Below are 25,271 nucleotides of genomic sequence, written 5' to 3' on the forward strand. Positions count from 1 at the left end.
CCTCCAATTATAGAATTGTATCCGGATTCATATCCACATATACCGTAACATTGGAATATTGCCGTTCCGCAGAAAACTGGACCAAAAGCCTGGAAATCATTTCCCGGAATCCGCGGTTGTTGCGGCACTTAATAATGATTTTATAGCGATATTTATTGCTGACCTTACTGATTGCAGCGGGAGTCGGCGACAAAACACGCATCGGCTGACTGGAATATTCCCGTTTTGCCAGCTCACTGAGCATTCGTAGGAAAGCCATGCTTGCACTCGAAACCCGGTCCTCGTTTTGCCCGACAAACCCAATCAAGCAGATGTCGGAAAACGGCGGATACAGCATCATTTTACGGATGGCTATTTCGCCGCGGTAGAACTCCGGATAATTCTGTTCAGACGCAAGCCGGAAGACTTCGTTTTCCGGAGTATAGGTTTGAATAATCGCACGACCGGTATACTTCCCTCGCCCGGAACGGCCGACCACCTGGGTCAGCAGGTCAAACGCGCGCTCGTAACTGCGAAAATCATCCCCATAAAGCGTCTGGTCAGCGGAAAGTACGCCAACCAGCGTAACGTTTTCAAAATCAAGCCCTTTTGCCACCATCTGCGTTCCCACTATCATATCATATTTGCCTTCAGAGAAAAGCCGGAGCTTCTTATCATAAGAAAAACGCGACATGGTGGAGTCAGTATCGAGCCGGAGAACACGAGCCTGTGGAAACAGCTGCTGAAGCTGCTCTTCCGCCCGCTGGGTACCGAATCCCGCATAATGTACGCTGGACTCATGGCATTCCGGGCATTCCTTTGTAAAAGGAACGGAATATCCGCAATAGTGGCACATTAAACGGTTATTCGCAGAGTGATAAGTAAGGGAAATACTGCAATTGGGGCAGGTCAGCACATAGCCGCATGCCTTGCAGGACGCAAATGTATGATACCCCCGGCGATTTAATAATACAATCGATTGTTTTCCGTCTTGTAAATTTTCATTCAGCGCATCCGTCAATTCCGCACTGAAAAGGGACACATTTCCCCGTTCCATTTCTTGATTCATATCCACCACGGAAACTTCCGGAAGTTGGGCTGTTCCATAGCGGGCACAAAGCGTGTTCAGCGAATACTTTCCACTTTGTGCTGAATAAAAACTTTCCACTGACGGAGTGGCGGAGCAAAGCACCAAAAGGGCTTTATGGTATGCACACCGGAATCTGGCCACGTCACGCGCGTGGTAGCGTGGAGAGGATTCCGATTTATAGGTCGATTCCTGTTCCTCGTCCATAACAATTAAACCAAGGTTCTGGAACGGAGCAAAAACCGCAGAGCGGGTACCAACCGCAATCGACGCTTCCCCATTCCGTACGCGCTTCCATTCATCCAGCCGTTCCGCAAGGGTCAGCCCACTGTGAAAAACCGCGACGCAGGACCCGTAACGCTGATGAAACAGGGAAATGGTTTGTGGGGTGAGCGATATTTCCGGCACCATTACAATAACGCCGCGGCCTTCCGACCGGACCTCGTCGATCAAGCGCATAAAAACGGAGGTCTTTCCGCTGCCGGTAATTCCATACAGCAGGGAAACGCCTCCCTCACCGGAATGGTACTGACGGCATAAGGAGTTGTACGCCTTTTGCTGTTCCTGCGAAAGAACCAGCTCGCGGTCGCAGGCAGATTCCTTGACCGAGTACGGATTCCGATACACTTCCACCTCATAATACTCCGCCAGACCCTTTGCTACCAATTTATCCACAACCGCAGGGGTCGTTCCGGTAAAATAGCAAAGCTCCTTGACCGAAGCGCTTCCAATATCCTTTAAAATCTGGTACACGCTTTTTTGCTTGGGTGACAGCTTCGGCGGCTGTGCAACTTCCTCGCAATTGGTAAGGCGCACCATTTTCATGGTGGCGTCTGCAATGACCCTTACCGTATCGCTGTTTTTCAGCAGCAGATTTTTACGGCACAGCTGTTCCGGTACCGGAGAATTTGAATCCAGCCCAAGGGCGTTCAGCAGCTTTTCCCGTTCCACCGGCCGTTTTTGCCCGGCCAAATAGGAAAGCACCTGACGCTCCGTGGGGCTTAACGCCTCCAACTCTTCCGGCTCCGGATAGTGGGAAACTGCATAAAGTGTTTTGACTTTCAAATTAATTCCGGTTGGCAACAGTAAACGGACTGCATCAAACAAAGTACAAAAATAGTGATCTTTCAGCCAGAATACCATTTGGACCGCTTCATTTGAAAGAAGCGGCGCCTTGTCAAGCACCGCTAGTAAAGGCTTTATTTTATCCGAAGAATCAGACTGCTCTAACGCAAGAATCATGCCCTGGCGGCGGCTGTTGGAAGCGCCGAAAGGAACCATAACGCGGCAGCCCGGCTGTGCATTTTCCGAAAATTCGGGAGGAACCAAGTAATCAAAGGCTTTGTCAAAATGATAGACAGTGTTCTCCACGGCAACCTTTGCAACGGTCATATCGGGAAAATGCTCCTCTCGGATTAATCCTCCAAATCATCGTTCGGTACGAACTGCTCTTTGAAAGTAAACTTGTGGTTCATAAAATCCTGTACCGCAAGGTCAACGGGTTTTTCCGTTAAAATTTCTCCCTTGGTTTCCGCTTCCGCTGTAATTTGGCGGGCACGTTTTGCAACAGCAATTACAAGGGAGTATCTGCTTTGCTCTGGACTAATAATAAGACCGGCAGATGGTTTAAGCATGGTTCAGCATCCTTTCAATGAAATCTGCGTTCCGATATACTTTATGCTTTTCGGCGCAAATTATTTGATTAATTTCATCGACCGCTTTTTCAACGGTATCGTTGATAACGCAGTAATCATAATGAACGGCTTCTTCAATTTCTTTTTGCGCTCGCATCATTCGTTTTTGAATGACTTCGTCTGCTTCCGTTCCACGGCCCCTGAGCCTTTGCTCCAAGACCTCCATGGAAGGAGGCAGAATGAAAATGCTGACGCAATCGGGGCATTTCGTTTTTATTTGAGAACCGCCCTGCACTTCAATTTCCAAAATGACATCGTGGCCTTCGGCCTGCCAACTGCGAATTGGGCCGCTCGGTGTGCCGTAACAGTTGCCGCAGTATTCTGCGCTTTCCAGCAGTTCATCATTCTTCAGCATATTCTGGAACTTTTCTTTGGTGATGAAATGATAATCCTTACCGTCCACTTCCCCCTCGCGCGGGGCGCGGGTGGTAGCCGACACGGAAAGCCGGTAATCGGCGTTCGTTTCAAGAAGACGTTTCAGAATGGTGTCTTTCCCAGCGCCGGATGGCCCGGAAAAAACAATCAGCAATCCGTCATTCTTCATCCTCTTCCAATTCCTCCTCGGATAGATCTTCGTCGCGGTCATTCAGCCTGTTTGCAACCGTTTCCGGCTGCACCGCAGAAAGAATGACATGGTCGCTGTCTGTAATAATCACCGCTCTGGTGCGGCGGCCGTATGTTGCGTCAATCAGAGTTCCGCGTTCCTTGGCATCCTGAATAATCCGCTTGATAGGGGCGGATTCTGGACTGACAATGGCAACCAGACGGTTTGCGGAAACCATGTTGCCGAAGCCTATGTTGATCAATTTCATGTGGTTGACTCCTTTTTCTGCCGCATGCCGAAGCGATGCTTATTATTCAATATTCTGAACTTGTTCTCGGATTTTCTCGATTTCAGCCTTCATATCCACCACGAGATGCGCAATTTCCGAATCTACGCATTTAGAACCGATGGTGTTGGCCTCGCGGTTCATCTCCTGCACAATAAAGTCGAGCTTGCGCCCCACCGCGTCGTTGGATTCCAGCATCTTTTCACACTGGCTGAAATGGCTGCGCAAACGCACCGTTTCTTCAGCTACGGCAACCTTATCCGCAAATACGGCGGCCTCCGTCAGAATCCGCTGCTCGTCAATATTGCTGTCGCCCAGCATTTCCGCTAAGCGCTGCTTTAATTTTTGCTGATATTCGACAACGGTTTGCGGAGAACGTTCCTCCACCTTTTCGACCAGCTTCAAAATCGTTCCAATCCGTTCCAGAACGTCTGTTTTCAGGCGCTCCCCTTCCGTTTCCCTCATACGAATCAATGAAGATACCGCGCGTTCCGTTACAGACTGAACGGCATTCCAGATGCATTCTTCATCTTCCGGCGATTTGTGAACGGTAAAAATATCGGAATATTTTGATACGGTACTGACGGAAATGTCATCCTTCAACCCGTACCGGTCGGCCAGCTCTCGCAGCGCGTTAATGTAACCCGCGGCAAGGGAATGGTTGACCAGAACCTGAGCATCGGTGTCCTCCAGTGTTTCAATGGATACGAACACATCGATTTTTCCCCTGGAAATCTGGCTTTGCAAATAAGACTTCAGCTTTTCGTCCAAGAAACCATATCCCCGGCTGATGCGTGAGGAAAATTCGAAATATCTGTGGTTTACCGACTTTATCTCGACAATAATATCATATCCGTTAATGGTATCCTCACACTTACCAAAACCGGTCATGCTCCTGATCAAGAACTATCATCTCAATTCCAAATTTATGATTTATCTTTCTGTGATCCTCTAAAAAAGAAACTGCCGGAAAGCATTATCTATTATTTTAACAGTTTTTCTAGTTAATTGCAACTACTGCCACACAACCGCGTACCCGGATAAAATAATTCAGCCCCATTGAGGGGCTGAATGTAAAGAAACCCAGACTGGGTCAAACCGGGTGAATCATTTTTTCAGAATCGGCATGCTTGCCGTCGATTCCATATTTTTTCTCCGCGCGCTTTTTGAAGAAATCGGTCGCCACTTTGGGGAACTGGGCATAAGACAGAACGTCTTCCTCCTGTTCAATCCACTGGGCACATTCCTTGCGCAAGGTTTCCAGCTCTGGCTCCAGAAGATCGGCAGGACGGCAGGTGATCCGTTCCGTGTCGCCAATAATCTTTTTCGCAAACTCCTCGTCAATCGGCACCGGAGTGGTTCCGTATTTGCCTGCAACCAAATCCTTAAATTCTTTGGTGCACATCTTGTAGCGCTCGCCATTAATCACGTTAAAGACAGCCTGTGTGCCGACAATCTGTGAAGTTGGCGTGACAAGCGGCGGATACCCGGCATCTTTGCGCACCCGCGGCACTTCTTCCATAACCGCTTCCAGCTGATCGGCTTTTCCGGCCTGTTTTAACTGGGAAAGCAGATTGGACAGCATGCCGCCCGGAACCTGGTAAATGAGCGCCATGGTATTGGTCGCCAGCATCTTCGGGTCAAGAAGCCCGCTCTTAATATATTTTTCCCGCAAGGTCATAAAGTAATCACGAATTTCGTTTAAAAGGAGCAAATCTAGGCCGGTATCGTATTCGGTACCTTTGAGTGCAGCAACAATGGATTCCGTAGGCGTGTGGGAAGTACCCAGCGCCAACGGGGACATCGCCGTATCCAGCAAATCGACGCCGGCTTCCACGGCTTTCAGTTCACACATGGAAGCTAAACCCGATGTGTAGTGCGTATGGAGCTGAACCGGGATTTTAACCGCTCCCTTAATTGCTTTCACTAGGTCGTAAGTCTTGTATGGAGTGAGCAGAGCAGCCATATCTTTGATGCAAATGGAGTCCGCGCCCGCTTCTTCAATCCGTTTGGCGTAGTCAACATAATATTCCAGGGTAAAGACCGGGCCGGTCGTATAGGATATGGCAACCTGTGCGTGCGCGCCCTCTTTCTTTGCCGCTTTGATTGCGACGGTAAGGTTCTTCAGGTCATTCAGTGCATCAAATATACGGATGATATCGATCCCGTTCGCGACAGAACGCTGAACAAAATATTCCAGAACATCGTCCGCATAATGCCGGTAACCAAGCATATTCTGTCCGCGGAACAGCATTTGCAGCTTTGTGTTGGGGCAGTGCTTGCGTATGGTGCGGAGTCTGTCCCATGGGTCTTCATTTAAAAAGCGCAGGCATGCGTCAAAAGTGGCACCACCCCAGCATTCCAAGGAATAATAGCCCACCTGATCCAATTTTTCCAAAATCGGGAGCATATCCTCAATCGGCATTCTGGTTGCAATCAGGGACTGATGCGCGTCACGCAGGACGGTTTCCGTAATTCCAATCTTTGCCATAACAACGCCCCCTTACTGGAGGGAAACAAGAGGAGTACCGGATTCCACGCTGTCCCCCTTGTTCACATGAATGGCTGCCACCACAGCGTCGTGCGGAGCCATAATTTCGTTCTCCATTTTCATTGCTTCCAAAATTAAAAGGACGTCGCCCTTTTTCACCGCCTGTCCCGCCTTAACGTTCACAGATACAATCGTACCCGGCATCGGGCAGGAAATGAGTTCTGCGTCGGAAGGCACGGGCGCCGCAGGTGCGGCGGCAGGCGCCGGAGCAGGTGTTTCAGCCTTCGGTGCGGCAGGTGCCGAAACCGGAGCAGCAGGTGCGGCCGGAGCGGCAGCCGGTGCCGGAGAAGCGGGGGCAGAAGCGCTTACCTCTTCCACCTGAACATCATAGGCAACGCCGTTTACGGTTATCTTTAAATTTTTCATCTATAACACTCCTCACTTCAAATTGCAGGAACAAATTCTTACAGCTGAATGTTGCTGTGCTTTTTGGGTAAACCCGAAACACGTTTGCTGGAAAGCATTTCTAAGGTGGAAATAATTCTGGTGCGCGTTTCCCCGGGAAGTACAATATCTTCAATCAAACCGTCGGCAGCTGCCTTAAACGGCGACGCTTCCGTCGTTTTGTACTCTTCCACTAATTTCCGCCGGTCCTCCAAAGGCTGTTCGGAACCGGCAAGACGCTGATTCCACAGAAAGACTGCCGCGGTTTCAGGCGCCAGCGGCGAAATAACCGCATTCGGCCATGCCATGGTATAATCGGAATTTGCTCCGTGCCCTGCTACGGCAATGTAAACCGGACCGTATGCCGTTCCCGTAATGACGGAAAGTTTCGGCGCCGTCGTTTCGGAATAACTACTGGAAAGCTTGGACGCTTCCCGCAGGGTGGTAAAAGAACCTGCGTTCACAAAGCTGACAATCGGAATGGAAAATGCATCGCAGAAACGAATAAACCGTGCTGCCTTGGAACCGGCATCTGCATCAATGGTTCCGGTGTAAGAAATCACGCCCGCTGTGGCACCGTTTATGGAGCACAGTGCGGTCAGGACCGCCGGACCGAATGATTTGCCTAACTCAAGAATACTGTCCGAATCACAGATGGCCTCAAGAATCTGCCTGCCGTCGGATTGCTCCGTCAGTTCCATCCCCGAATCGGCATTTTGGGGATTCAGTGCTGGATTTCCCGAAAGGTTGTTGGAAGGAAGAAGAGTAATCAGTTTTCGAACCTTAGCAATCGCGTCCGGCTCGTCCGTAGCCAGAATATGACAGTCGCCGCGTGCCGCTGCCTCTCCAGAGGATGCGCCCGAACCGTCTGTTGCAATGGTCAACTCCGCTTTCTCCGTCATAACCACAATATCAGCGCCTGCCGCAATTAAAGCGGACGTTCCGATACAGGGCCCGAGAATCAAAGAAATTTGGGGAACCACACCGGAAAGATTGTTGGACTTCAGCAGGATTTCTCCATATGCCGCCAACAGGTTGTCGCCTTCCTTCAGGCGGCCGCCGTGGGAATCATAAATGCCGATCACCGGAGCACCGGTTTTCAGCGCCATGGAATAAAGCTTACAGATTTTTGCAGCCTGCGCTTTGGACATTGCGCCGCCGGCAAGTTCACTGCTCTGAACAAACGCATAGGCAGGGCAGCCTTCGATGGTTCCGTAACCCGCAACCGCCTCCGTATAATCTTCCCCAGACTTGGAATATCCGTCGATTTCATTGAAACTGCCCGCGTCAAACAGGGAAATAATTCGCTGATAGCCGGTACCTTCCTGTCTGGCGCTGCGAGCCTGCCTCAGCAGTTCGGCGTTGCCGATATTACTCATTTTGATTCCTCCGTTTATCCGGGACAACTCTGAAAACTCCATTTTCATCTTTCGCCGATGAAAGCCAGTCCCCATCTGCTGAAAACCTCCGGTCTTTTTCGAACCGACATATCCTGAGTAGGGATATGTCCCAAAACTTAGGCCGATAATCCGCCAAAAAAGTATGCGGCACAGCAAAGCACATTAGGCTAAGACGAACTTTCGAAACCCCTCTCACGGCGTTTTCAGATGCACCCAAAGTACCATATTATTCAAAATAATTATAATATACGATTCCTTTATTGGCAAGCAAGTTTATGTACTTTTTATGGATTAATCCGCTAATCCTTACAAATTTTAATAAAATTTGATAAATTACATAAAATCTATCAGATCAACTCGATCGTCGGGGAAAGCCCTGCCTTTTCAAAAAGGGCTCAGTATTCGCTGATTCGGCATTCCATTTGACATACGCCGACCGAAAAGCCGTCGTTGGCTGCCTCCCGAAGCAGGCTTTCAGCCGTCCATTCACGGTCTGGAACATTCTCTTCCGCACAAAGGCGCAGAATCCGGACCACGGAATTGACTACGTCGAGCACCAGACAGCATCGTCCAGTCCCACATCGTTCATGGGCAAAACTTGCGCATTATCTGCCGCGCCGGTAAGTCCGCGCATTTTGTCCTCGTGTTTTTCTTTGTCCTGCACTGGAATAATGGAGAGCGCCTGATCCTTCTCCCTCTGCTCTTTCTCTTTTTTGTATCTTGGCCTGTTTGTCCGCCTTAACCCCTGCCATCAGCCGTTTCACTTCCTCCGGGGTAAGCGCGCGCCATTTTCCTGGCTGAAGCATTCCAAGCTTCAGCGGCCCGATCGCGACGCGTTTCAGTCTTGCAACCTCCAGCCCGAGCTGCTCGCACATTTTGCGAATCTGGCGGTTTCTGCCCTCATGAAGGATAATTTCCAGCACCACTCGGCCTTTTTCCTGCGAAAGCACATTGACCCCGGCGGGTGCGGTCATCCGGCCGTCAATCATCATGCCGATCGACATCTGCGTGAGCTGATCTTCCGTAATGGAGGGACGAACGGTAACCCGGTAAACTTTCGGAATATGAAGGGACGGATGCATAATTGCGTTAGAAAACTCGCCGTCGTTTGTCATCAGCAGCAGTCCTTCGGATTCGCGGTCCAGCCGACCGACCGGGTAAACACGCTCCGGGATATCCTGCACAAGTTCCGCCACACACTTGCGGTTCATTTCATCGCTCATTGTGGTGATGTATCCCCTTGGCTTGTGCAGCATGATATACACATTGCGCACATGGGTATCCAGCGGTTTTCCATCTACGCTGATTTTGTCTTTTTTGGAATCTACCTTATCTCCAATTCGGGCGGTCACCCCGTTCACCCTTACACGGCCCTCCTGAATCATTTCCTCGGCTTTTCTTCTGGAGGCGATTCCGCAGTCGGCGAGTACTTTTTGCAGTCTTATATCTTTTCCCATGAATTATTTTCATCCTTTATTTTGTAAAATATTTTATAATATTTTCCCAGAATGTGCGGAACGGACTGGCCGGTTCCTCGTGCCGCGCGATCGTTTCGCCGCACACCAGCTTTGTGCTGCCCACGGTTTCCCCGTTCACCACATAACGCACGGTACCCATTACCTGGCCGTTCTGAAGCGGAGCATACACAAACTTTGGGAGTTCCACCACACGCCGCAGCAAAACACTGTCCGTTTTGGTAAGCATCAGATTTTCTCCTTTGGTGCCGCAAACAGTCACCGACTCTTTCACTCCCCCGACAACTGGTAAATCTACAGAAAACGCCGAATCATCCATCGGATAGCTTTCAAAGCAGGAAAAGCCATAATCCAGCAGCTTCTTATGGTCGCTCCAATCGTCCGAATCGTTCAGGGTGACGACAATCAGCGACACCCCGTCTTTCTGCGCGGCGGAAACCAGGCATCGTCCCGCTTTTTTCGTATAACCCGTTTTCACGCCGATGCATCCGGAATACATGCTTAACAACTTATTATGATTGGTATATCTTCTGGTTTGCTGCGGATTTTCAAACGGCACACTGATGACCTGTCTGCCGGCAATTTCCGCAAAATCCTTGTTTTTCATGGCCGCCGCCGTCAAGAGCGCCAAATCGTGCGCAGTGGTGTAATGATTTTCATCATCCAGACCGGAGGGGGTCACAAAGTGCGTTTGGGTTAGATTCAGTTCCTTAGCGCGTTTGTTCATCAAATCCGCAAACCCGGGAATTGAACCGCCAATGGCGATTGCCGCGGAATTGGCTGCATCGTTTCCGGAAATGGAAAGCATTCCAGCCGCCAGCGACTTTAGACTAAGCCGGTCACCCGGCCGAAGGCCCATGGAAGAGCCCTCCACGCGCACCATCTCATCGGTAATCGTGATAATCCGGTTGTTTTTCTGCGCAGCTTCCAGCGTGAGCAGTGCCGTCATAATTTTTGTGGTACTAGCCATCGGGCGCCGGGTGTTTTCATCCTTGGTAAAAACAAAACGCCCGTTTGCGGCATTCATAACCACAGCCGATCTGGCAGAAATACTGGGTACGGCTTCGGCCCATGCGTGCGCGCCGGCAGAAAAACAAAGCACCATTACTGCCAGCAGAGATACCGTTCTTTTTAACAAAGCAACCACCTACCTATAAAAAATATATGCAGGCGGTTGCTTTATTATCGTTATTATATTTGCGGATCGGTAAGATTAATATCGTTTACGGAAGAAGCGGTCGCTTGTGCGGCAGGCTGGGAACCGCTCTGATTTTCTTGCTGTTTGGATTTCTTCCCGTTTTTGCTAATCATGGAATTAATTTTGTCGACCGCTTCCGGGAACATGCCGATAATCCGGTCAACCGTATTATTGTACGGGTCAATCTGCAGCAGTTTGACATTCCCGTTGCAAATCGTAATGAACGCAACCGGAGTAATCGAAATCCCGGCGCCGGTACCGCCGCCGAAAAAGGTCTTGTCCGTTTGGGTTTTCGTCGGGAAGTCGGAGCCCCCGGAGGCAAACCCATAGCTGATTTTGGAAACAGGAATGATGATGGACCCGTCGGAAGAAGTAATCGGATCCCCGACGATGGTATTGATATCCACCATCTCTTTGATTTTTTCCAGTGTGGTATTCATCATACCTTCAATTGGATGATCGCTCATAAAAACACCGCCTTACTTTAGTTTTCAGTAATTTGTTTCTCATTTTTTAAAATTATCAGGGACCGGATCAAAGCTTGCACAGCAGGCACCAGCAAAAACAACAGCAGAATGTGAACCCTGACTCTGAATTGAACTTCACATTTCTTTTTCTGGAAGTTTGGGACAATGTTAATGTGGTATTGCCTGCACTTTAAGCGATTGAGCAGAATTCCCATCGGTGTATAGACGCCGGCGCAAACTTCGCCATACAAAACAGCCGCCTGTGCGGCATCTTCATCCGCAACGGTGATTTCCAGATACAGCCGGTCAATCACCATATGCGCAATCCATTTTTTTGCCGCGTCTGCCACAACGGAAGCGAACTCGCGCAAAAGATTCATTAAGCCTGATAGTCCCTTTTGCTCTAGTATACCCCTTATTTTTGATTTTGATGGAGCAATCTCTTTTTTTTCATTTTTTTCCGGTTGTTTTTTCTTTTTTCTTGCCTTTTCAACCTGCGGATAAACCTGAATTTTTACAAACAGATAACGCACCATTACCTGAAATTCATTTTCAAAACCGACAAACACGGAAACAGGGCAAAAAAGTAAAACCAGAAGAAAAAAACAAATGCCTAGAATTATCCAGAGAGCTGTCATAGATCCTCCCTACATGAAATAAACCGCCGATTTTTATTCCTGCGTAATTTCATGATTCTCTTCCTCCGGCTCCTGCTTCGGTTCTACCGCAGGCAGCTCGCTCAGAGACGAGATATTCAGACACCTGAGAAAATTTGCCGTAGTGCCATAAAGCAGCGGCCTGCCCGGAAGTTCCAATCTGCCTCTTTCTTCAATTAGCCCTTTTGCACTCAGGCTGGACAGCACACCGGAACAATCGACTCCGCGAATTTGTTCCACAAAAGCTTTTGTAACCGGCTGGTTGTAGGCAACAATTGCCAAAACCTCCATTCCGGCCTGGGACAAAGGCGTATTTCTGCGAATATCCAGCACACGGCGGACGTTCTCTCCGTATTCCGGGTTCGTACACATCTGAAACTGGTCGTCCAGACGGACAATTTCGATTCCGCCGCCGCGCTGGTTGTATTCATCCATCAGACTCTGTAGCAGTTTTAAAGCGGTGGGCCTGTCCAAATCTAAAACTTCTGCAATGCGGTCAACAGAAACAGGATCCCCACTGGCAAACAGAATGGCTTCTATTGCTCCCTGGAGCTTTTTGATTTCCAATTCTTCATCCCGCCGTTCATTAAAATTACTGTTGCGTTGCGTTTATCTCCCTCCACGCGAATCCGTTTTCCCTTCACAAGTTCCAAAATTGCCAAAAATGTAGCAACCAAATCGGAACGCTCCGTTGAGGAAGCAAACAGCGATTCGTATTTTACGGAATTAGTTTTCCAAAGTGCGCGCAGTACGTGAATGATTTTGGATGCAACCGAAACAATTTTGTGCGTGACTATTCCGGAAAAAGCCTCCGGCGAAGGGGGAAGCATCCGCTTCCCTCGACCGACCGCGTTGCGATAAGCAGCCACCAGTTCCTGTGGGGAATGGGTTCTGCGGTACGTCAAATCCGTTTCGAATTCCATTGGCTCACGCACAAACTGGTCAAACTGAAACTGTTCCGAAAGCATCAATGCCACGCGCTTGCACTCCTGATATTCCAGAAGCTGGCCCGTCAGCTCGTGCCGCAGTTCCTCTGCCTCCTCATGCTTAGGCAGAAGCGAAACCGTCTTTATATAAACGAGCCGGGCCGCCATTTCCAGAAATTCGCTCGCAACATCCATGTCCTGCTCTTTCATGCGGTTAATATGCTCCATATACTGGTCTAGAAGCTCAGAAATCTGGATATCGCAGATATTTAGTTTATTCTTCGTAATTAAATAAAGAAGAAGGTCCAACGGCCCTTCAAAGACAGGAAGCTTATAAGACAGTTTTTCCATATTCCTCCACTTTATTACCTCATTTTTATAACAAACCGAGCCAATAATACGGAAGCTGTGCTAACCAAAGCACGCCATTTGCAAAAAACTCCTGCAGCACAACAAGCGGTCTGGACAAAACTCCGCTTAACAGAATAAAGAAAGAAACCATCACGATGACGTTCTGATACCGGTAATAATTGTAAAGCGCCCGGTTGGACAGAAATGCGCCCAAAATTTTAGAACCGTCCAGCGGCGGAAGAGGAATCAAATTAAAAACCGCCAGCGCAACGTTGATGGAAATGTAGGCGATAAAGAAATCGTGAACAATGATAGGCAAGCTGAATTTTGCCGCAACCACAACACCAACATAAATCAGCGCGCCCACGAACGATGCCAACAGGTTGGAAAGCGGCCCCGCCACCGCGGTAATCGCCATATCACGTTTCGGGTTCTTAAAATAGCGGGCATCTACCGGAACCGGTTTTGCCCAGCCAAAACCGAAAAGAAGCAAAAACAGCGCACCGGTCAGGTCCAGGCTGACAATCGGGTTCAAGGTAATTCTGCCTTGGTATTTCGCCGTACTGTCGCCCAACTTATAGGCCACCCAGCCATGGGCGCACTCGTGAAGCGGCAGAATACAGAAAATAACGAACAGCGTAGCTAATATCTGCGAAACCACGCTGGCAAAATCAATGGATTGGCCGCTGAACACTCCACGGATCATTTCAATCAGCATAAAGATTCTCCTTTTAACAATTACGTGCCAAAAATTCAACGGTCAATAAACGGAATCAGCTATTTGCTTTCGCGTTCAGCCGATGGTAATTGACTTTGTAATTATAATACTTCACAGATAAAAAAACAAGCAAAGTGCCGGATTACTGGGAAAAAATGAAAACATTCCGCTTTTTATTCGGGAATATCACAGAAAAGTCTTGCATTTCAACTATATTTCTGCTAAAATACGAATGTTGCAATCCTATAGACAGCCCTTTTAAAGGAGGTGCAGACACATGGCAAAGTGTGAAGTTTGTGGCAAGGATATGGCTTTCGGCATTCGGGTTTCTCACTCTCACAGACGTTCCAACAGAACTTGGAAGCCCAATATTAGACGCGTTAAAGCAATTGTTAACGGTACTCCTAAGCGTATTTACGCCTGCACCCGTTGCTTGCGTTCCGGCAAGGTTACCCGCGCCGTCTGATGCAAATCGAACATTAAGTTGAGAGGAGCCTAATTAGGCTCCTTTATTCTTTTTATTCAGATTTAAAAACGCCGCCCGATTACACGGAACTGCGCTCTATTTGTTTTTCAGTATACCATACTGTCTAACAAATGGGGCGCAGTTCTGTTTCGGGCGGCACTTTTCATGCTTTTAAAAAGAAGCGGATGCTATGTTGAAATTAGTTCGTCTTCTTATGAATGGAAATCTTTTTCTCTTCTCCCTTTCGAATTCGCTGAATATTGGAACGATGCTTATAAATCAGGATCATCGCCATCAGTAAGGAGATTGCTGTTGTGACGGCCACATAAGTAATAGATGCCGTGCTGGAAGCCGAACCGGCCCGGTAATCCGCAAAGAAAGTGACCAAAAACGTAACAATCGGTAACGCAGATGCTGCGCAGATGGAACTCAAAGACACAATTCTGGAAATGAAAAAAACAATAATAAACACGCAGATGACGGGAATAAATACGCGCCAGTCAATCAGCGCGATCATGGCGGCACAGGTAAGAACCCCTTTTCCGCCCTTAAAACCGAAATAGACGGGATAAATGTGGCCAATGACGCAGAGAACGCCCGCAATATATGCCCCATACTGAGAAATGAAGTACAGCGTTCCACTCGAAATTCCGGCCTGCATACCTGCGAAGTAGAATACATATCTTCCGATTAAAACGGATACCGCGCCCTTTGCAAAATCAAAAACAAAGGTAAACGCCGCCGCTTTTGCCCCAACGGAGCGCAGCACATTGGTCGCGCCGGCATTTCCACTCCCCATGGTGCGGATGTCGGCATGGTTATCAAAAATCCTGGTAAAGATGATGGAAAAACTGATGCTCCCCAACAGATAGGCCACAACCGCTACCAACACCGACGGCAGCGCGAAGATTTGTAAATAATTCAAATTCGGCAACCCCCTATTTGTCTCCGCGCTCTCGCACGATCATGCGAACCGGTGTTCCTTCCAAACCAAATGTTTCTCGGATCCGGTTTTCCAAATATCTTTGATAGGAATAATGGAACAGATCTGCAGAATTCACAAAGCAGACAAAAGTAGGTGGCTTTACGGAAGCCTGGGTCATGTAATAGATTTTCAGTCTTCTGCCCTTATCCGTAGGCGGCTGCACGCGCGCCACAGCCTGCGCAAGAACATCGTTCAGCATTCCCGTGGAAATTCGCATGGAATTCGAATTGGCGACGTGTTTAATCAGTTCAAACAGGCGGTCAATCCGCTGGCCCGTTTTCGCGGAAATGAAAATAATCGGCGCATAAGACATAAACGAAAAGTCTTTCTCCAATGATTTGCGGGCTTCAATCATGGTGTGGTCGTCCTTTTCAACCATATCCCACTTATTTACCACAATGATGCAGCCCTTTCCTGCCTCGTGCGCAAGGCCCGCCACCTTGGAGTCCTGATCGGTAAACCCAACTGAAGCGTCAATCATAATTACGCACACATCCGCGCGCTCAATGGCCATTTGGGCACGCAGATTGCTGTACCGCTCGATGCTTTCTTCCACCTTGTTCTTCCGGCGCAGTCCGGCAGTGTCAATCAGAGTAAAACGACCGTATTCATTTTCAATCGTAGTATCAATCGCGTCACGGGTCGTTCCGGCGATATCGGACACGATGCACCGTTGTTCCCCACAGATTTTATTGACCAAAGAGGATTTGCCCACGTTTGGCTTTCCGATAATCGCAACGCGGATCAGTTCGCCATCGGTATCCGTTTCCTCTTTCTGCGGCAGATGCTGCACAATGGCATCCAAAAGGTCACCGGAACCAAGGCCGTGAACAGAAGAAACCGCAATGGGGTCACCAAGGCCAAGGTTGTAAAATTCATAGAACTCCGCCGGAGGAGCCCCGATGGTGTCGCATTTATTCACACAGAGCACTACCGGTCTGCCGCTTTTTTGCAACATGGAGGCAATATCTGAGTCCGACGCAACCAGCCCGGTACGAACATCCGTGACAAAAACAATCACGTCAGCCGCATCAATCGCCAGCTGGGCCTGCATCCGCATCTGCGATAGAATAATATCATCGGTATTCGGCTCTATACCGCCGGTATCCACCAAAGAAAAATGATGACCGCTCCATTCGCAGTCACCGTAAATACGGTCCCGCGTTACGCCCGGAGTGTCATCTACGATGGAAAGGCGCTGACCGATTAATTTATTAAACAATGTCGACTTACCCACGTTGGGGCGGCCGACAATTGCAACGACCGGTTTAGACACTGGCATCACTTCCTATTATTGCATTTAACAGCTCATATCCGTCGTTTGGGATCACTGTAACTTTTACATTCAGTTCCCTTTCAACATCTTCCACTGTAACATCATCCAGAAAAACATTCGTTTCATGCCGCAGCATAACATTCGGCATAATTAATTCGGAACCGAGCTGTTTTCCCTTCAGCTGGCGAATGACATCGCCCCCGGTAACCAAACCGGCTACATTGATAGTATGACCAAAAAAATCATTCCGAATTGGTACCACATTGCAAGTAAGATTATGGCATTTTATTCGTAATTCGTCAAGCAGTTCGTCCAAAAAAGGATGGGCAGCCGTTCCGGTGATAAGCGTGACGGAGCGTTCTTCAGACATACCCGAAAAATCCTCCAGCGCAAATTCGAACTCCTGCTTCAAATTTGCCAGAAGGCCCACTCCGTTTTCCAACTGATCAAAATCACCGTAAAAGGATGCAGGAGGAATCGGGCGGTTTGCCTTTAAATAAAATTCGTCCGCCGCGTAACAGATTTTTGCACCGTACTTTGCTTCAAAATTCTCCGCATACCGTTCGACAATCCGAATCGTTTCCTCCGCGGAAAACGCATCGTACGACTTAAGGGGATAAAGATCCTCCCGGAATTTGGTTAAGCCGACCGGAACAACCGCAATGCTCTGCACCGACGGATAAAGCGCGCCAAGGTCGCTGAGGGAGCGTTCCAGCTCCTTGCCGTCGTTCAGCCCGGGGCAAAGCACCAGCTGGGAATTGATTTTCACGCCGGCCTCTGCCAAGCGGTAAAGGATTTTCAGGGAATCACCGGCAAAGCGGTTCCCCATCATTTTCACCCGCAGTTCGGGGTTGGTTGTATGGACGGAAATATTGACCGGGCTGATGTGCATTTTAATAATGCGTTCCACATCGCGGTCACTGATGTTGGTCAGGGTAATATAATTCCCGAATAAAAAGGACAGCCGGGAATCGTCATCTTTAAAGTACAGGCTGCTGCGCATTCCCTTGGGAAGCTGGTCGATAAAGCAGAAAACGCATTTGTTGCGGCAGGAATGCTCCTGATCCATCAGATAGGTTTCAAATTCCAACCCAATCGGCTCATATTCCCCTTTTCGAATCTGTACGTTGCGAACCTGACCATCTTTCCCCTTTATGGCAATAGAAAGACTTTTATTGGTTTCGTAAAACCGGTAATCCAGAACGTCGCAGATTTCATTGGAGTTGATGGAAACCAGCGTTTCGCCCGGGCAAATGCCCGCAAGCTCCGCTGGGCTGTCTTTATCAACCGAAAAAATTTTTACCGACATGGCGACTCCTAACAATACTGAATAATCTAAAGAGTTCTCGTTTTCTTCCGGTGAAAAATCGCATCACTTTTTACGCTTCACACCGATTAAAACGGATTCTAAAATCAAAAAAATAAGAGAAGGATTTCTCCTTCTCTCCATTTCCGGAAAATCAAGAATTAGGCTTCCTTCTTAATTACTTCCCTGCCGTTGTAATAACCGCAGCTGTCGCAAACTCTGTGGGGAGCCTTATACTCGCCGCATTTCGGGCACTTCATCAGAGCAGGAGCACTAATCTTCCAAACATTTGAACGTCTTTTATTTTGTCTGGCACTTGATACTTTTCTCTTTGGTACAGCCATTATCAGCACCTCCTTAATAAACTCGGACTAATCTATCAGTGTTTTAAGAACCTCCAGGCGAGGATCAACCTGATGCGTATTGCAGTTGCATGGCCCTTCGTTCAGGTCTTTGCCGCAAACCGGGCACAGGCCTTTGCAGTCTTCGCTGCAAAGAAACTTGGTCGGCAGTTCCAGCAAAATATCCGCCCGGATCAACTCGTCCAAATCCAGCTTATAGTCCTGAACTTCCACATAATGCTCTTCATCGTCTTTTTCCAACGACAAAACGAGAACATGAGAAAATTTGTACTGATAGTGCTTTTCAATCTGCCGAGCACAACGGTCACACGGAATGGAAAACACGAAGGAAACATCAGCGTCCAGCGTGGCAAAACCGTCATGGCTTTTTACAGTACCCTGAATTGATACAGGTGAAACGAACGGGTAAGTTCTGTTGATATCCGTCGAAGACAAGTCCAATTCATAATCAAAGGATAAACTTTCCTGTTCGCCGGAAAACACCTTTTTTAAATCCAGAAGCATAATAACACCTCAGCGCTACATTCATTTATTATATCGGTTCCTTCGTATTTTGTCAATAAAAATTTCCTATATTCAAACATTTTCTCACAAAAGTGCTGCCGGAAGAGGAAAGAACCGTTCATTCAGTCACCTAACAGCCGCCGAAAGCCGCGAAATCCCTTGAATGAGCGGCCTTGGAACTGTATTGGCAACGGTTACTCTGCGCCCCCCGGCAGCAAGCTTTATTGACTCCTTATAAAGGGAACCGGAATCCGGTTAGACCTGAACTGCGAATTCGTTAATCTCTTTCGGAAGTTCAGACGGCTCAATGGAAACAAGAAGGGTAATTTTCGTGTCGGCTAAAGCAGAAAGTGAATTCATCTTTTGCACAAAAGAAACGAGTACATTCGTATCCTGACCAATGATTTTGAGCGTAGAGTCTACAAACAGATCTGTCACATCATAGTTGCCCGCGCAAATACCGCTGATAAACCCGCAGAGCGCATCCGCACCCTGAATACCGTACGCATCTGTGTCAATCAAACGTGCCTGATGGGAAATATCATAGGTAAGCTTCAGACCCTTTTCAACTACAACTACATTACCATTGGATTTTTCAATTGCCTCGTTTGCGCGCTCAATCAGTTTTTTTGTTTTGCCCGAACCTTTTTTGCCAACGATGAGAGTAATCATAAAAACTCCTCCTGCTTTCATTAATTATTTCCGTCGAAACGGATTCTTGCTGTAATTTTTAATTTTTCAATCTGGCTTCCAACGCCTCTTTTTCGGATTCGTAACCCGGTTTGCCCAGTAAGGCGAACATATTCTTCTTATAGCTTTCCACGCCGGGCTGGTCAAACGGGTTCACACCCATTAAATAGCCCGAAATTGCGCAGGCTTTTTCAAAGAAATAAATCATGTAACCAAGGGTATCCTCGGAAAAGTCGGAAGCATGCAGTACAACGTTGGGGACTCCGCCGTCCGTGTGGGCAAGAACGGTGCCTTCAAACGCCTTGCGGTTAATGTACGCCATGCTTTTGCCTTCCAGGAAGTTCAACCCATCTACATTTTCCGGGTCGTTGCCAATAAAGAGGTCTTTCTTTGCCTTGTCAAACAGTACCACCGTTTCAAACAGGGAGCGTCTGCCGTCCTGAATGTACTGGCCCATAGAGTGCAGGTCGGTGGAAAAAATGACGGAAGCTGGGAACAGGCCCTTTTTGTTTTTGCCTTCGCTTTCGCCGTAAAGCTGCTTCCACCATTCGCACATCATGGTATAGGCGGGTTCATAGCTGACAAGAATCTCAATTTCTTTGCCCTTGCGGTAAAGAATATTGCGAATTGCCGCGTATTTATAGCAATCGTTCGTCGCCAGATCCGGGTTATTCAGTTCTTTCTGCGCTTTTGCTGCGCCGGCCATCAAAGCGTCGATATCCGCGCCGCTGACCGCAATTGGCAGTAAACCAACAGCCGTTAGGACGGAGTAGCGTCCGCCCACGTCATCCGGAACTACAAACGTTTCATAGCCTTCCTTGTCCGCCAACTGCTTCAGAGTGCCGCGCGCACGGTCTGTGGTGCAGTAAATGCGTTTGCGCGCTTCCTCTTTTCCGTATTTCTTTTCCAAATAATTGCGGAACACACGGAATGCAATGGCAGGTTCCGTTGTCGTGCCGGATTTTGAAATCATGTTAATAGAAACGTCTTTGCCTTCGCAGATTTCCAGAAGTTCGCTTAATGCGGTGGAACTGATGCTGTTGCCGGCAAAATAAATATCGGGAGTATCCTTTTTCAGAGCGTTGTAATTCGGTGATTTCAGGAACTCAATTGCAGCACGGGCACCAAGATAAGAACCGCCGATGCCAATTACGATAAACACATCGGTATCCGATTTGATTTTCTGGGCAGCTGCCTTGATTCGTGCAAACTCCTGTTTGTCGTAATCGGTCGGGAGATTGACCCAGCCAATAAAATCATTTCCCATTCCGGTACCGGAGTGAAGCATTTCATGCGCCAACTTCACCTGGGGCGCAATTGCAGTATATTCATTGTTGCCGATAAATTCGGAAAGATGTTTTGCATCAAGTTGAACCGACATAAAGTCTCCTCCTAAATATGGCTATTGATTGACTTTATTTTACAATATGTTGAAAGGTTTTGCAAGGAGGAGTGGGGTATTTTATTAATTTTTCCTATAAAATTAATACATTTTCAGCAGATGTTTTGCCAATAAACGGAATACCAGAGAAAAGCTAATTTGTTCCACGTCGTTTTTTGCATTAATCGTATATTCCTTTACCACATCATTCCCAAGGGTATAGGTAATTTTCCCTACGACCTGCCCTTTTTTCACCGGGGCGGCAACCGATTCCTGATAGGTCACTTTTGACTTAATATCCTTTTGTTTGCCTTTTGGAACAAGGATGCTGCCGTCTGCGGCACAAACGGTTTCCACTTCGCTGCTCATCCCGTTGGTAACCGGAACTGGGTGCAGCGCATCGTTTGGAATAGCAGGGGTCGTAACCGCCCAGTTGGAAAAGCCGTAATCCAGCAAAGTGGCAGCGGCTGCAAAGCGGTCTTTTGTATTGGAGGAACCGAGAACCACGGCAATCAGCTGAACGCCGTCGCGTTCTGCGGTCGCGGTAATGCAGCTGCCCGCTTTTCCGGTTGTTCCGGTTTTCAGGCCGGTAATGCCGGAATAGGATTTCAGCAGTTTGTTGGTGTTCACCAGCTGCGTTTTCCCGTCGCGCAGATAATCCATCCACGTCTTGGTATAATCAAAGATTTTTTTATGTTTCGTCAATTCGCGGGACATAACCGCCACATCGTAGGCGGAGGTTACATGGCCGTCTTCATCCAGCCCATTGCAGTTTTTGAAGGTGGTTTCTTTCATGCCGAGTTCCTTGGCCTTTTCGTTCATCTGCTGCAGGAATTCATCTTCACTGCCCGCGACAAATTCGGCCAGTGCCACCGCTGCATCGTTCGCGCTGGCAATGACCGTCGCTTTTAGCATATCGTCAACACTCATGGTCTCCCCCGGTTTCAGCCAGATATCGGACCCGCCCATGGACGCAGCATGTTCGCTCGTGCTCACGATATCGGTTAGTTTGATTTTGCCGGAATCCAGCGCCTCCATTACTAGGAGCAGCGTCATTACCTTTGTAATCGACGCGCAGGCGCGCTTTTCATGAGCGTTTTTTTCATAGAGAATTTTCCCCGTCTGAGCCTCCATCAGCAGAGCGGAGGGTGCTTTCACCTCCGTGTCGGCCAACGCAGCCGCCCGCACCGGCAAGGCAGAAATTAGAATCAAGAAAGATAAAAAACATGCCGACAATTTTTTCAACATCATTCCAGCACCTCCTATTGTTTATTAATTCTTATGCCGCATTCGCAGGTTCTATCCATAAATTTTATACATCCTCGACACGAGAAATACAAAAGTCCGCCGAAAAAAGGAAAGAAAAAAGAAGATGCGGTGCAATCAGCCTAAAACTGCTTTGCGGCATCTTCTTTTGGGTTGCGTCAGCCCCAGATTTATGATGAATGATTTAGCGGCGAACCGGAATTCCCCGGCCAGACAGGTAATCTTTCAGCTGCGGAATCGTGATTTCGCCGAAATGGAACAGGGACGCGGCCAGAACTGCATCAGCCTTTCCGACGGTAAAGGCATCATAGAAATGTTCCAGTTTTCCGGCTCCGCCGGAAGCGATTACCGGAATATCCACGCTTTCCGATACCGCAGCAGTCAGTTCCAGGTCATACCCGTTCTTCACGCCGTCACAATCCATACTGGTAAGCAGGATTTCCCCAGCTCCAAGACCTGCGGCTTCTTTCGCCCAAGCCACCGCGTCTTTTCCGGTATCCACACGGCCGCCGTTCAAATAAACCGTCCAGCCCCCGCCTTCCCTGCGCTTTGCATCGATTGCGCAGACCACGCACTGGCTGCCGAACTTTTCCGCCGCCTCTCGGATCACGGAAGGTTTTTTCAAAGCTGCGGAATTGACGGAGACCTTATCCGCCCCCGCCCGGAGCAGCGCCGTAAAGTCGTCTACCGTCCGGATTCCTCCGCCGACGGTAAACGGAATGAAAATCTGGTTGGCAACCCGGCGTACAATATCGAGGATAATCCCGCGTGCCTGCGCGGAAGCGGTAATATCAAGAAGTACCAGTTCGTCCGCACCCTGGCGGTCATATTCGGCTGCAGCTTCCACCGGGTCACCGGCATCCCGAAGATTCACAAAGGAGGTTCCTTTCACGACGCGGCCGTTGTTCACGTCAAGGCATGGAATAATTCTTTTTGCATACATTTTTATGAGCATCCTCTCTGTTTCGGGGTTATCCAACTAAACGGATAAAGTTACGAAGCATCTGCAGACCGGTTTTTCCGCTTTTTTCCGGGTGAAACTGTGTGGCTGTAACGCTGCCGTGATGTACCGCCGCATCAATCCGAACGCCATACTGCGTGACGGCGGAAACAATTTCCGGCTGCTCTGTCGCAAGATAATAGGAATGTACAAAATAGACATAAGGATTTGGCTCCAGCCCCTGAAAAATCCCGTCCTGCTCCCTCAACTCCAGGGAATTCCACCCGATATGGGGAATTTTCAGTCCGGTTTCCGCCGGAATCTTCCGGATGGTTCCACGGAATACCCCAAGCCCACTAACCCCGGGCGATTCCTCGCTGCCCTCAAACAAAAGCTGCAAACCAAGGCAGATGCCGAAAAACGGTTTGCCGGATTCAATAAAATCCAGCACGGGATTGACCAGATGGGACTGCTTCATGCATTTCATGGAATCGCCGAATGCTCCGACTCCCGGCAGCACTGCGGCGTCCGCCTGCTTCAGTTCTTCCGGGTCGGAGGTAACGCAGATATCCGCCCCGATATATTGGAACGCTTTTACAACACTTTGCAGATTTCCAGCTCCGTAATCGATTACAGAAATCATAACTTATTATCCTTTTCCCATATTGTCGTTTCAAAATCCGCTTTTATTTTATCACTTTATCACACTAAAGTCAAATAACAGCGAATAAAAAATGCTCATGGGCTTTCATTTCACCCATAAGCATTTTTCCGGTTCCCTGGGTTAATCGCTGTCATCCTCCCAACCGCGGCAGCGCTGAACCGCTTTATGCCAGCGTTTCAGCAGCTTTTCCGCACGGGACGATTCCATGTCAGGAGAAAATTCTGTTTGCGCTTTCCAAAGTTCGCAAAGCTCATCCATCGATTCCCACATGCCCACCGCAAGGCCGGCCAGCATGGCGGCGCCCATAGCCGTTGTTTCCACGCAGGCGGGGCGGTAAACCGAACAGCGGGTCAAATCCGACTGGAACTGCATTAAAAAGCGACTCCTGCTGACGCCGCCGTCCACACGCAGTTCACGGATGGCAACGTCGGCATCTTTTTGCATGCATTCAAACAGGTCATATGTTTCGTATGCAATACTTTCCAATACTGCACGGGCAATGTGCGCATCCGTAGTGCCCCGCGTCAGGCCAATCAGCTCCCCCCTTGCATACATATCCCAGTAAGGCGCGCCCAAACCGGTAAAGGCGGGAACAAACACCACCCCGCTGCTGTCCGGCACGCTTTCCGCCAAAACATCCGCATCACGGGGCTCGTGTATGATTTTTAGGCCATCCCTCAGCCAGTTGATGGCCGAACCAGCGTGAAAGGCGCTTCCCTCCAGCGCGTAAGTCACTTTTCCGTTGACGCGCCAGCCAATGGTAGTTAACAAGCCGTTTGCCGATTGTACGGGTCGGTCGCCCGTGTTCATGAGCATAAAGCATCCGGTTCCGTATGTATTTTTCGCCATGCCGGGTTCAAAACAGCATTGCCCAAAAAGCGCCGCGTGCTGGTCGCCAGCAATACCGGCAATCGGAATTTCCAGTCCCAGAACCGGGCTCTGGCACATGCCGACGATTCCGCTGGATTCCACTACCTGCGGCAGTGCTCCGCGCGGAATGCCGAATTCCTCAATCAGCTTTTGGTCCCAGCACAAGCGGTGAATATCAAACAGCATAGTGCGGGAAGCATTGGAAACATCGGTAACATACGCCTGCCCGTCCGTCAGGGAATAAACCAACCAGGTATCAATCGTTCCAAACCGCAGTCTGCCTTTTGCCGCCAGCTCCTTTGCGGCGGGAACATTATCCAAAATCCATTTCATTTTGGTGCCCGAAAAATACGCGTCAATAATCAGGCCGGTGGTTCGGTAAATGTAATCCCCCCATCCTTTTTCTTTCAGGCGCTCGCATTCCGGCGCGGTTCGCCTGCACTGCCAAACAATGGCGTTACAAATGGGAACGCCGGTCAGGAAGTCCCATGCAACGGTGGTTTCACGCTGGTTGGTGATTCCGATGCAGGCAATGTCCTCCGCCTTGATTCCGGCTTGGGCGACGGCCTCGCGCATCGCGTAAAGCTGTGCCTCCAGAATTTCCACCGGGTCCTGCTCCACATACCCGGGCTGCGGGTAATACTGGGTAAACTCCTTCTGCCCCATGCCTGCGATGGCTCCGTAAGCGTTGAAAATCACCGCGCGGGAACTGGTTGTTCCTTCATCCAAAGCCATAACATATTTGCCTATTTGCATGATATCGGCCTCCTCACCACTTAATCGAAACGCAACTACATTCTTGCCCGTAAGAATCTGTAAAAAGAAAATAATCGAATAAAACCCAG

General features: G+C 48.9%; 28 protein-coding genes. 1 reads left to right on the forward strand and 27 read right to left on the reverse strand.

Annotation, left to right across the window (positions count from 1 at the left end; translation table 11 throughout):
• Positions 1-7: 7 nt before the first annotated feature.
• The 16 genes from priA to ACSVDI_RS09155 form a co-directional block, all read right to left on the reverse strand.
• Complete coding sequence (gene priA / locus ACSVDI_RS09080; protein WP_457942331.1) at positions 8-2,458, reverse strand: primosomal protein N'; 2,451 nt, start codon at positions 2,456-2,458, stop codon at positions 8-10.
• Positions 2,459-2,481: 23 nt separating this feature from the next.
• A complete protein-coding gene (gene rpoZ, locus ACSVDI_RS09085; RefSeq protein WP_457942332.1) occupies positions 2,482-2,700 on the reverse strand; it encodes a DNA-directed RNA polymerase subunit omega in 219 nt (72 codons plus the stop codon).
• On the reverse strand, positions 2,693-3,304 hold the full coding sequence (gene gmk, locus ACSVDI_RS09090) for a guanylate kinase (RefSeq protein WP_457942333.1): 612 nt from the start codon (positions 3,302-3,304) through the stop codon (positions 2,693-2,695). The genes rpoZ and gmk overlap by 8 nt, the downstream gene beginning before the upstream one ends.
• The gene (gene remA / locus ACSVDI_RS09095; RefSeq protein ID WP_457942334.1) at positions 3,294-3,572 is read right to left on the reverse strand and encodes an extracellular matrix/biofilm regulator RemA; all 279 of its coding nucleotides are present in this window, start codon (positions 3,570-3,572) and stop codon (positions 3,294-3,296) included. Before remA ends, gmk begins: the two co-directional genes overlap by 11 nt.
• Before the next feature lie 42 nt (positions 3,573-3,614).
• Positions 3,615-4,493, reverse strand: a complete 879-nt coding sequence (locus ACSVDI_RS09100; protein WP_457942336.1) for a YicC/YloC family endoribonuclease — start codon at positions 4,491-4,493, stop codon at positions 3,615-3,617.
• A 190-nt stretch (positions 4,494-4,683) separates the two neighbouring features.
• The gene (locus ACSVDI_RS09105) at positions 4,684-6,081 is read right to left on the reverse strand and encodes an oxaloacetate decarboxylase subunit alpha (protein ID WP_457942338.1); all 1,398 of its coding nucleotides are present in this window, start codon (positions 6,079-6,081) and stop codon (positions 4,684-4,686) included.
• Positions 6,082-6,093: 12 nt separating this feature from the next.
• Positions 6,094-6,507: a biotin/lipoyl-containing protein gene (locus tag ACSVDI_RS09110; RefSeq protein ID WP_457942340.1), complete on the reverse strand. Its 414-nt coding sequence runs from the start codon at positions 6,505-6,507 to the stop codon at positions 6,094-6,096.
• 38 nt (positions 6,508-6,545) lie between these two features.
• Entirely contained in the window at positions 6,546-7,904 is a 1,359-nt protein-coding gene (locus ACSVDI_RS09115; protein ID WP_457942342.1) for a carboxyl transferase domain-containing protein, read from the reverse strand.
• A 416-nt stretch (positions 7,905-8,320) separates the two neighbouring features.
• Entirely contained in the window at positions 8,321-8,482 is a 162-nt protein-coding gene (locus tag ACSVDI_RS09120; RefSeq protein WP_457942344.1) for a hypothetical protein, read from the reverse strand.
• Positions 8,483-8,530: 48 nt separating this feature from the next.
• On the reverse strand, positions 8,531-9,382 hold the full coding sequence (locus ACSVDI_RS09125) for a pseudouridine synthase (protein WP_457942346.1): 852 nt from the start codon (positions 9,380-9,382) through the stop codon (positions 8,531-8,533).
• 16 nt (positions 9,383-9,398) lie between these two features.
• Complete coding sequence (locus ACSVDI_RS09130; RefSeq protein WP_457942348.1) at positions 9,399-10,547, reverse strand: D-alanyl-D-alanine carboxypeptidase family protein; 1,149 nt, start codon at positions 10,545-10,547, stop codon at positions 9,399-9,401.
• Between the two features lie 44 nt (positions 10,548-10,591).
• A complete protein-coding gene (ytfJ, locus tag ACSVDI_RS09135) occupies positions 10,592-11,065 on the reverse strand; it encodes a GerW family sporulation protein (protein ID WP_457942350.1) in 474 nt (157 codons plus the stop codon).
• A gap of 17 nt (positions 11,066-11,082) precedes the next feature.
• Complete coding sequence (locus ACSVDI_RS09140) at positions 11,083-11,703, reverse strand: DUF2953 domain-containing protein (protein WP_457942352.1); 621 nt, start codon at positions 11,701-11,703, stop codon at positions 11,083-11,085.
• Positions 11,704-11,736: 33 nt separating this feature from the next.
• The gene (scpB, locus tag ACSVDI_RS09145; RefSeq protein ID WP_457942354.1) at positions 11,737-12,288 is read right to left on the reverse strand and encodes an SMC-Scp complex subunit ScpB; all 552 of its coding nucleotides are present in this window, start codon (positions 12,286-12,288) and stop codon (positions 11,737-11,739) included.
• Entirely contained in the window at positions 12,258-12,998 is a 741-nt protein-coding gene (locus ACSVDI_RS09150) for a segregation and condensation protein A (RefSeq protein WP_457942355.1), read from the reverse strand. The genes scpB and ACSVDI_RS09150 overlap by 31 nt, the downstream gene beginning before the upstream one ends.
• Positions 12,999-13,023: 25 nt before the next feature.
• The gene (locus ACSVDI_RS09155; protein WP_457942357.1) at positions 13,024-13,716 is read right to left on the reverse strand and encodes a site-2 protease family protein; all 693 of its coding nucleotides are present in this window, start codon (positions 13,714-13,716) and stop codon (positions 13,024-13,026) included.
• A 277-nt stretch (positions 13,717-13,993) separates the two neighbouring features.
• On the opposite strand from ACSVDI_RS09155, the gene rpmB reads away from it, so the two are divergent.
• Positions 13,994-14,182, forward strand: a complete 189-nt coding sequence (rpmB, locus tag ACSVDI_RS09160) for a 50S ribosomal protein L28 (protein ID WP_457942359.1) — start codon at positions 13,994-13,996, stop codon at positions 14,180-14,182.
• A gap of 199 nt (positions 14,183-14,381) precedes the next feature.
• On the opposite strand, the gene plsY is transcribed toward rpmB, so the two are convergent.
• The 11 genes from plsY to glpK all read right to left on the reverse strand — a co-directional run bounded on the left by plsY (position 14,382) and on the right by glpK (position 25,182).
• Positions 14,382-15,107: a glycerol-3-phosphate 1-O-acyltransferase PlsY gene (gene plsY, locus ACSVDI_RS09165; RefSeq protein ID WP_457942361.1), complete on the reverse strand. Its 726-nt coding sequence runs from the start codon at positions 15,105-15,107 to the stop codon at positions 14,382-14,384.
• 13 nt (positions 15,108-15,120) lie between these two features.
• Positions 15,121-16,443 carry a ribosome biogenesis GTPase Der gene (gene der, locus ACSVDI_RS09170; protein WP_457942362.1) on the reverse strand — a complete coding sequence of 441 codons (1,323 nt, stop codon included), beginning with the start codon at positions 16,441-16,443 and terminating at the stop codon, positions 15,121-15,123.
• Positions 16,436-17,752 carry a DUF512 domain-containing protein gene (locus tag ACSVDI_RS09175; RefSeq protein WP_457942364.1) on the reverse strand — a complete coding sequence of 439 codons (1,317 nt, stop codon included), beginning with the start codon at positions 17,750-17,752 and terminating at the stop codon, positions 16,436-16,438. The genes der and ACSVDI_RS09175 overlap by 8 nt, the downstream gene beginning before the upstream one ends.
• 158 nt (positions 17,753-17,910) lie before the next feature.
• Entirely contained in the window at positions 17,911-18,093 is a 183-nt protein-coding gene (gene rpmF, locus ACSVDI_RS09180) for a 50S ribosomal protein L32 (RefSeq protein WP_457942366.1), read from the reverse strand.
• A gap of 27 nt (positions 18,094-18,120) precedes the next feature.
• A complete protein-coding gene (locus tag ACSVDI_RS09185) occupies positions 18,121-18,615 on the reverse strand; it encodes a YceD family protein (protein WP_457942368.1) in 495 nt (164 codons plus the stop codon).
• A gap of 255 nt (positions 18,616-18,870) precedes the next feature.
• Positions 18,871-19,287, reverse strand: coding sequence for a hypothetical protein (locus ACSVDI_RS09190; protein ID WP_457942370.1), 417 nt, complete (start codon positions 19,285-19,287; stop codon positions 18,871-18,873).
• Between the two features lie 58 nt (positions 19,288-19,345).
• Positions 19,346-20,686 carry a glucose-6-phosphate isomerase gene (locus ACSVDI_RS09195; RefSeq protein ID WP_457942372.1) on the reverse strand — a complete coding sequence of 447 codons (1,341 nt, stop codon included), beginning with the start codon at positions 20,684-20,686 and terminating at the stop codon, positions 19,346-19,348.
• Between the two features lie 102 nt (positions 20,687-20,788).
• Positions 20,789-21,937, reverse strand: a complete 1,149-nt coding sequence (locus ACSVDI_RS09200; protein ID WP_457942373.1) for a D-alanyl-D-alanine carboxypeptidase family protein — start codon at positions 21,935-21,937, stop codon at positions 20,789-20,791.
• Positions 21,938-22,136: 199 nt separating this feature from the next.
• Entirely contained in the window at positions 22,137-22,895 is a 759-nt protein-coding gene (gene hisF / locus ACSVDI_RS09205; RefSeq protein WP_457942375.1) for an imidazole glycerol phosphate synthase subunit HisF, read from the reverse strand.
• Between the two features lie 28 nt (positions 22,896-22,923).
• Positions 22,924-23,535: an imidazole glycerol phosphate synthase subunit HisH gene (gene hisH / locus ACSVDI_RS09210; RefSeq protein WP_457942376.1), complete on the reverse strand. Its 612-nt coding sequence runs from the start codon at positions 23,533-23,535 to the stop codon at positions 22,924-22,926.
• Between the two features lie 141 nt (positions 23,536-23,676).
• Positions 23,677-25,182: a glycerol kinase GlpK gene (gene glpK / locus ACSVDI_RS09215; protein WP_457942378.1), complete on the reverse strand. Its 1,506-nt coding sequence runs from the start codon at positions 25,180-25,182 to the stop codon at positions 23,677-23,679.
• Positions 25,183-25,271: the final 89 nt, after the last annotated feature.

The sequence above is a fragment of the Caproiciproducens sp. LBM24188 genome (assembly GCF_054130445.1).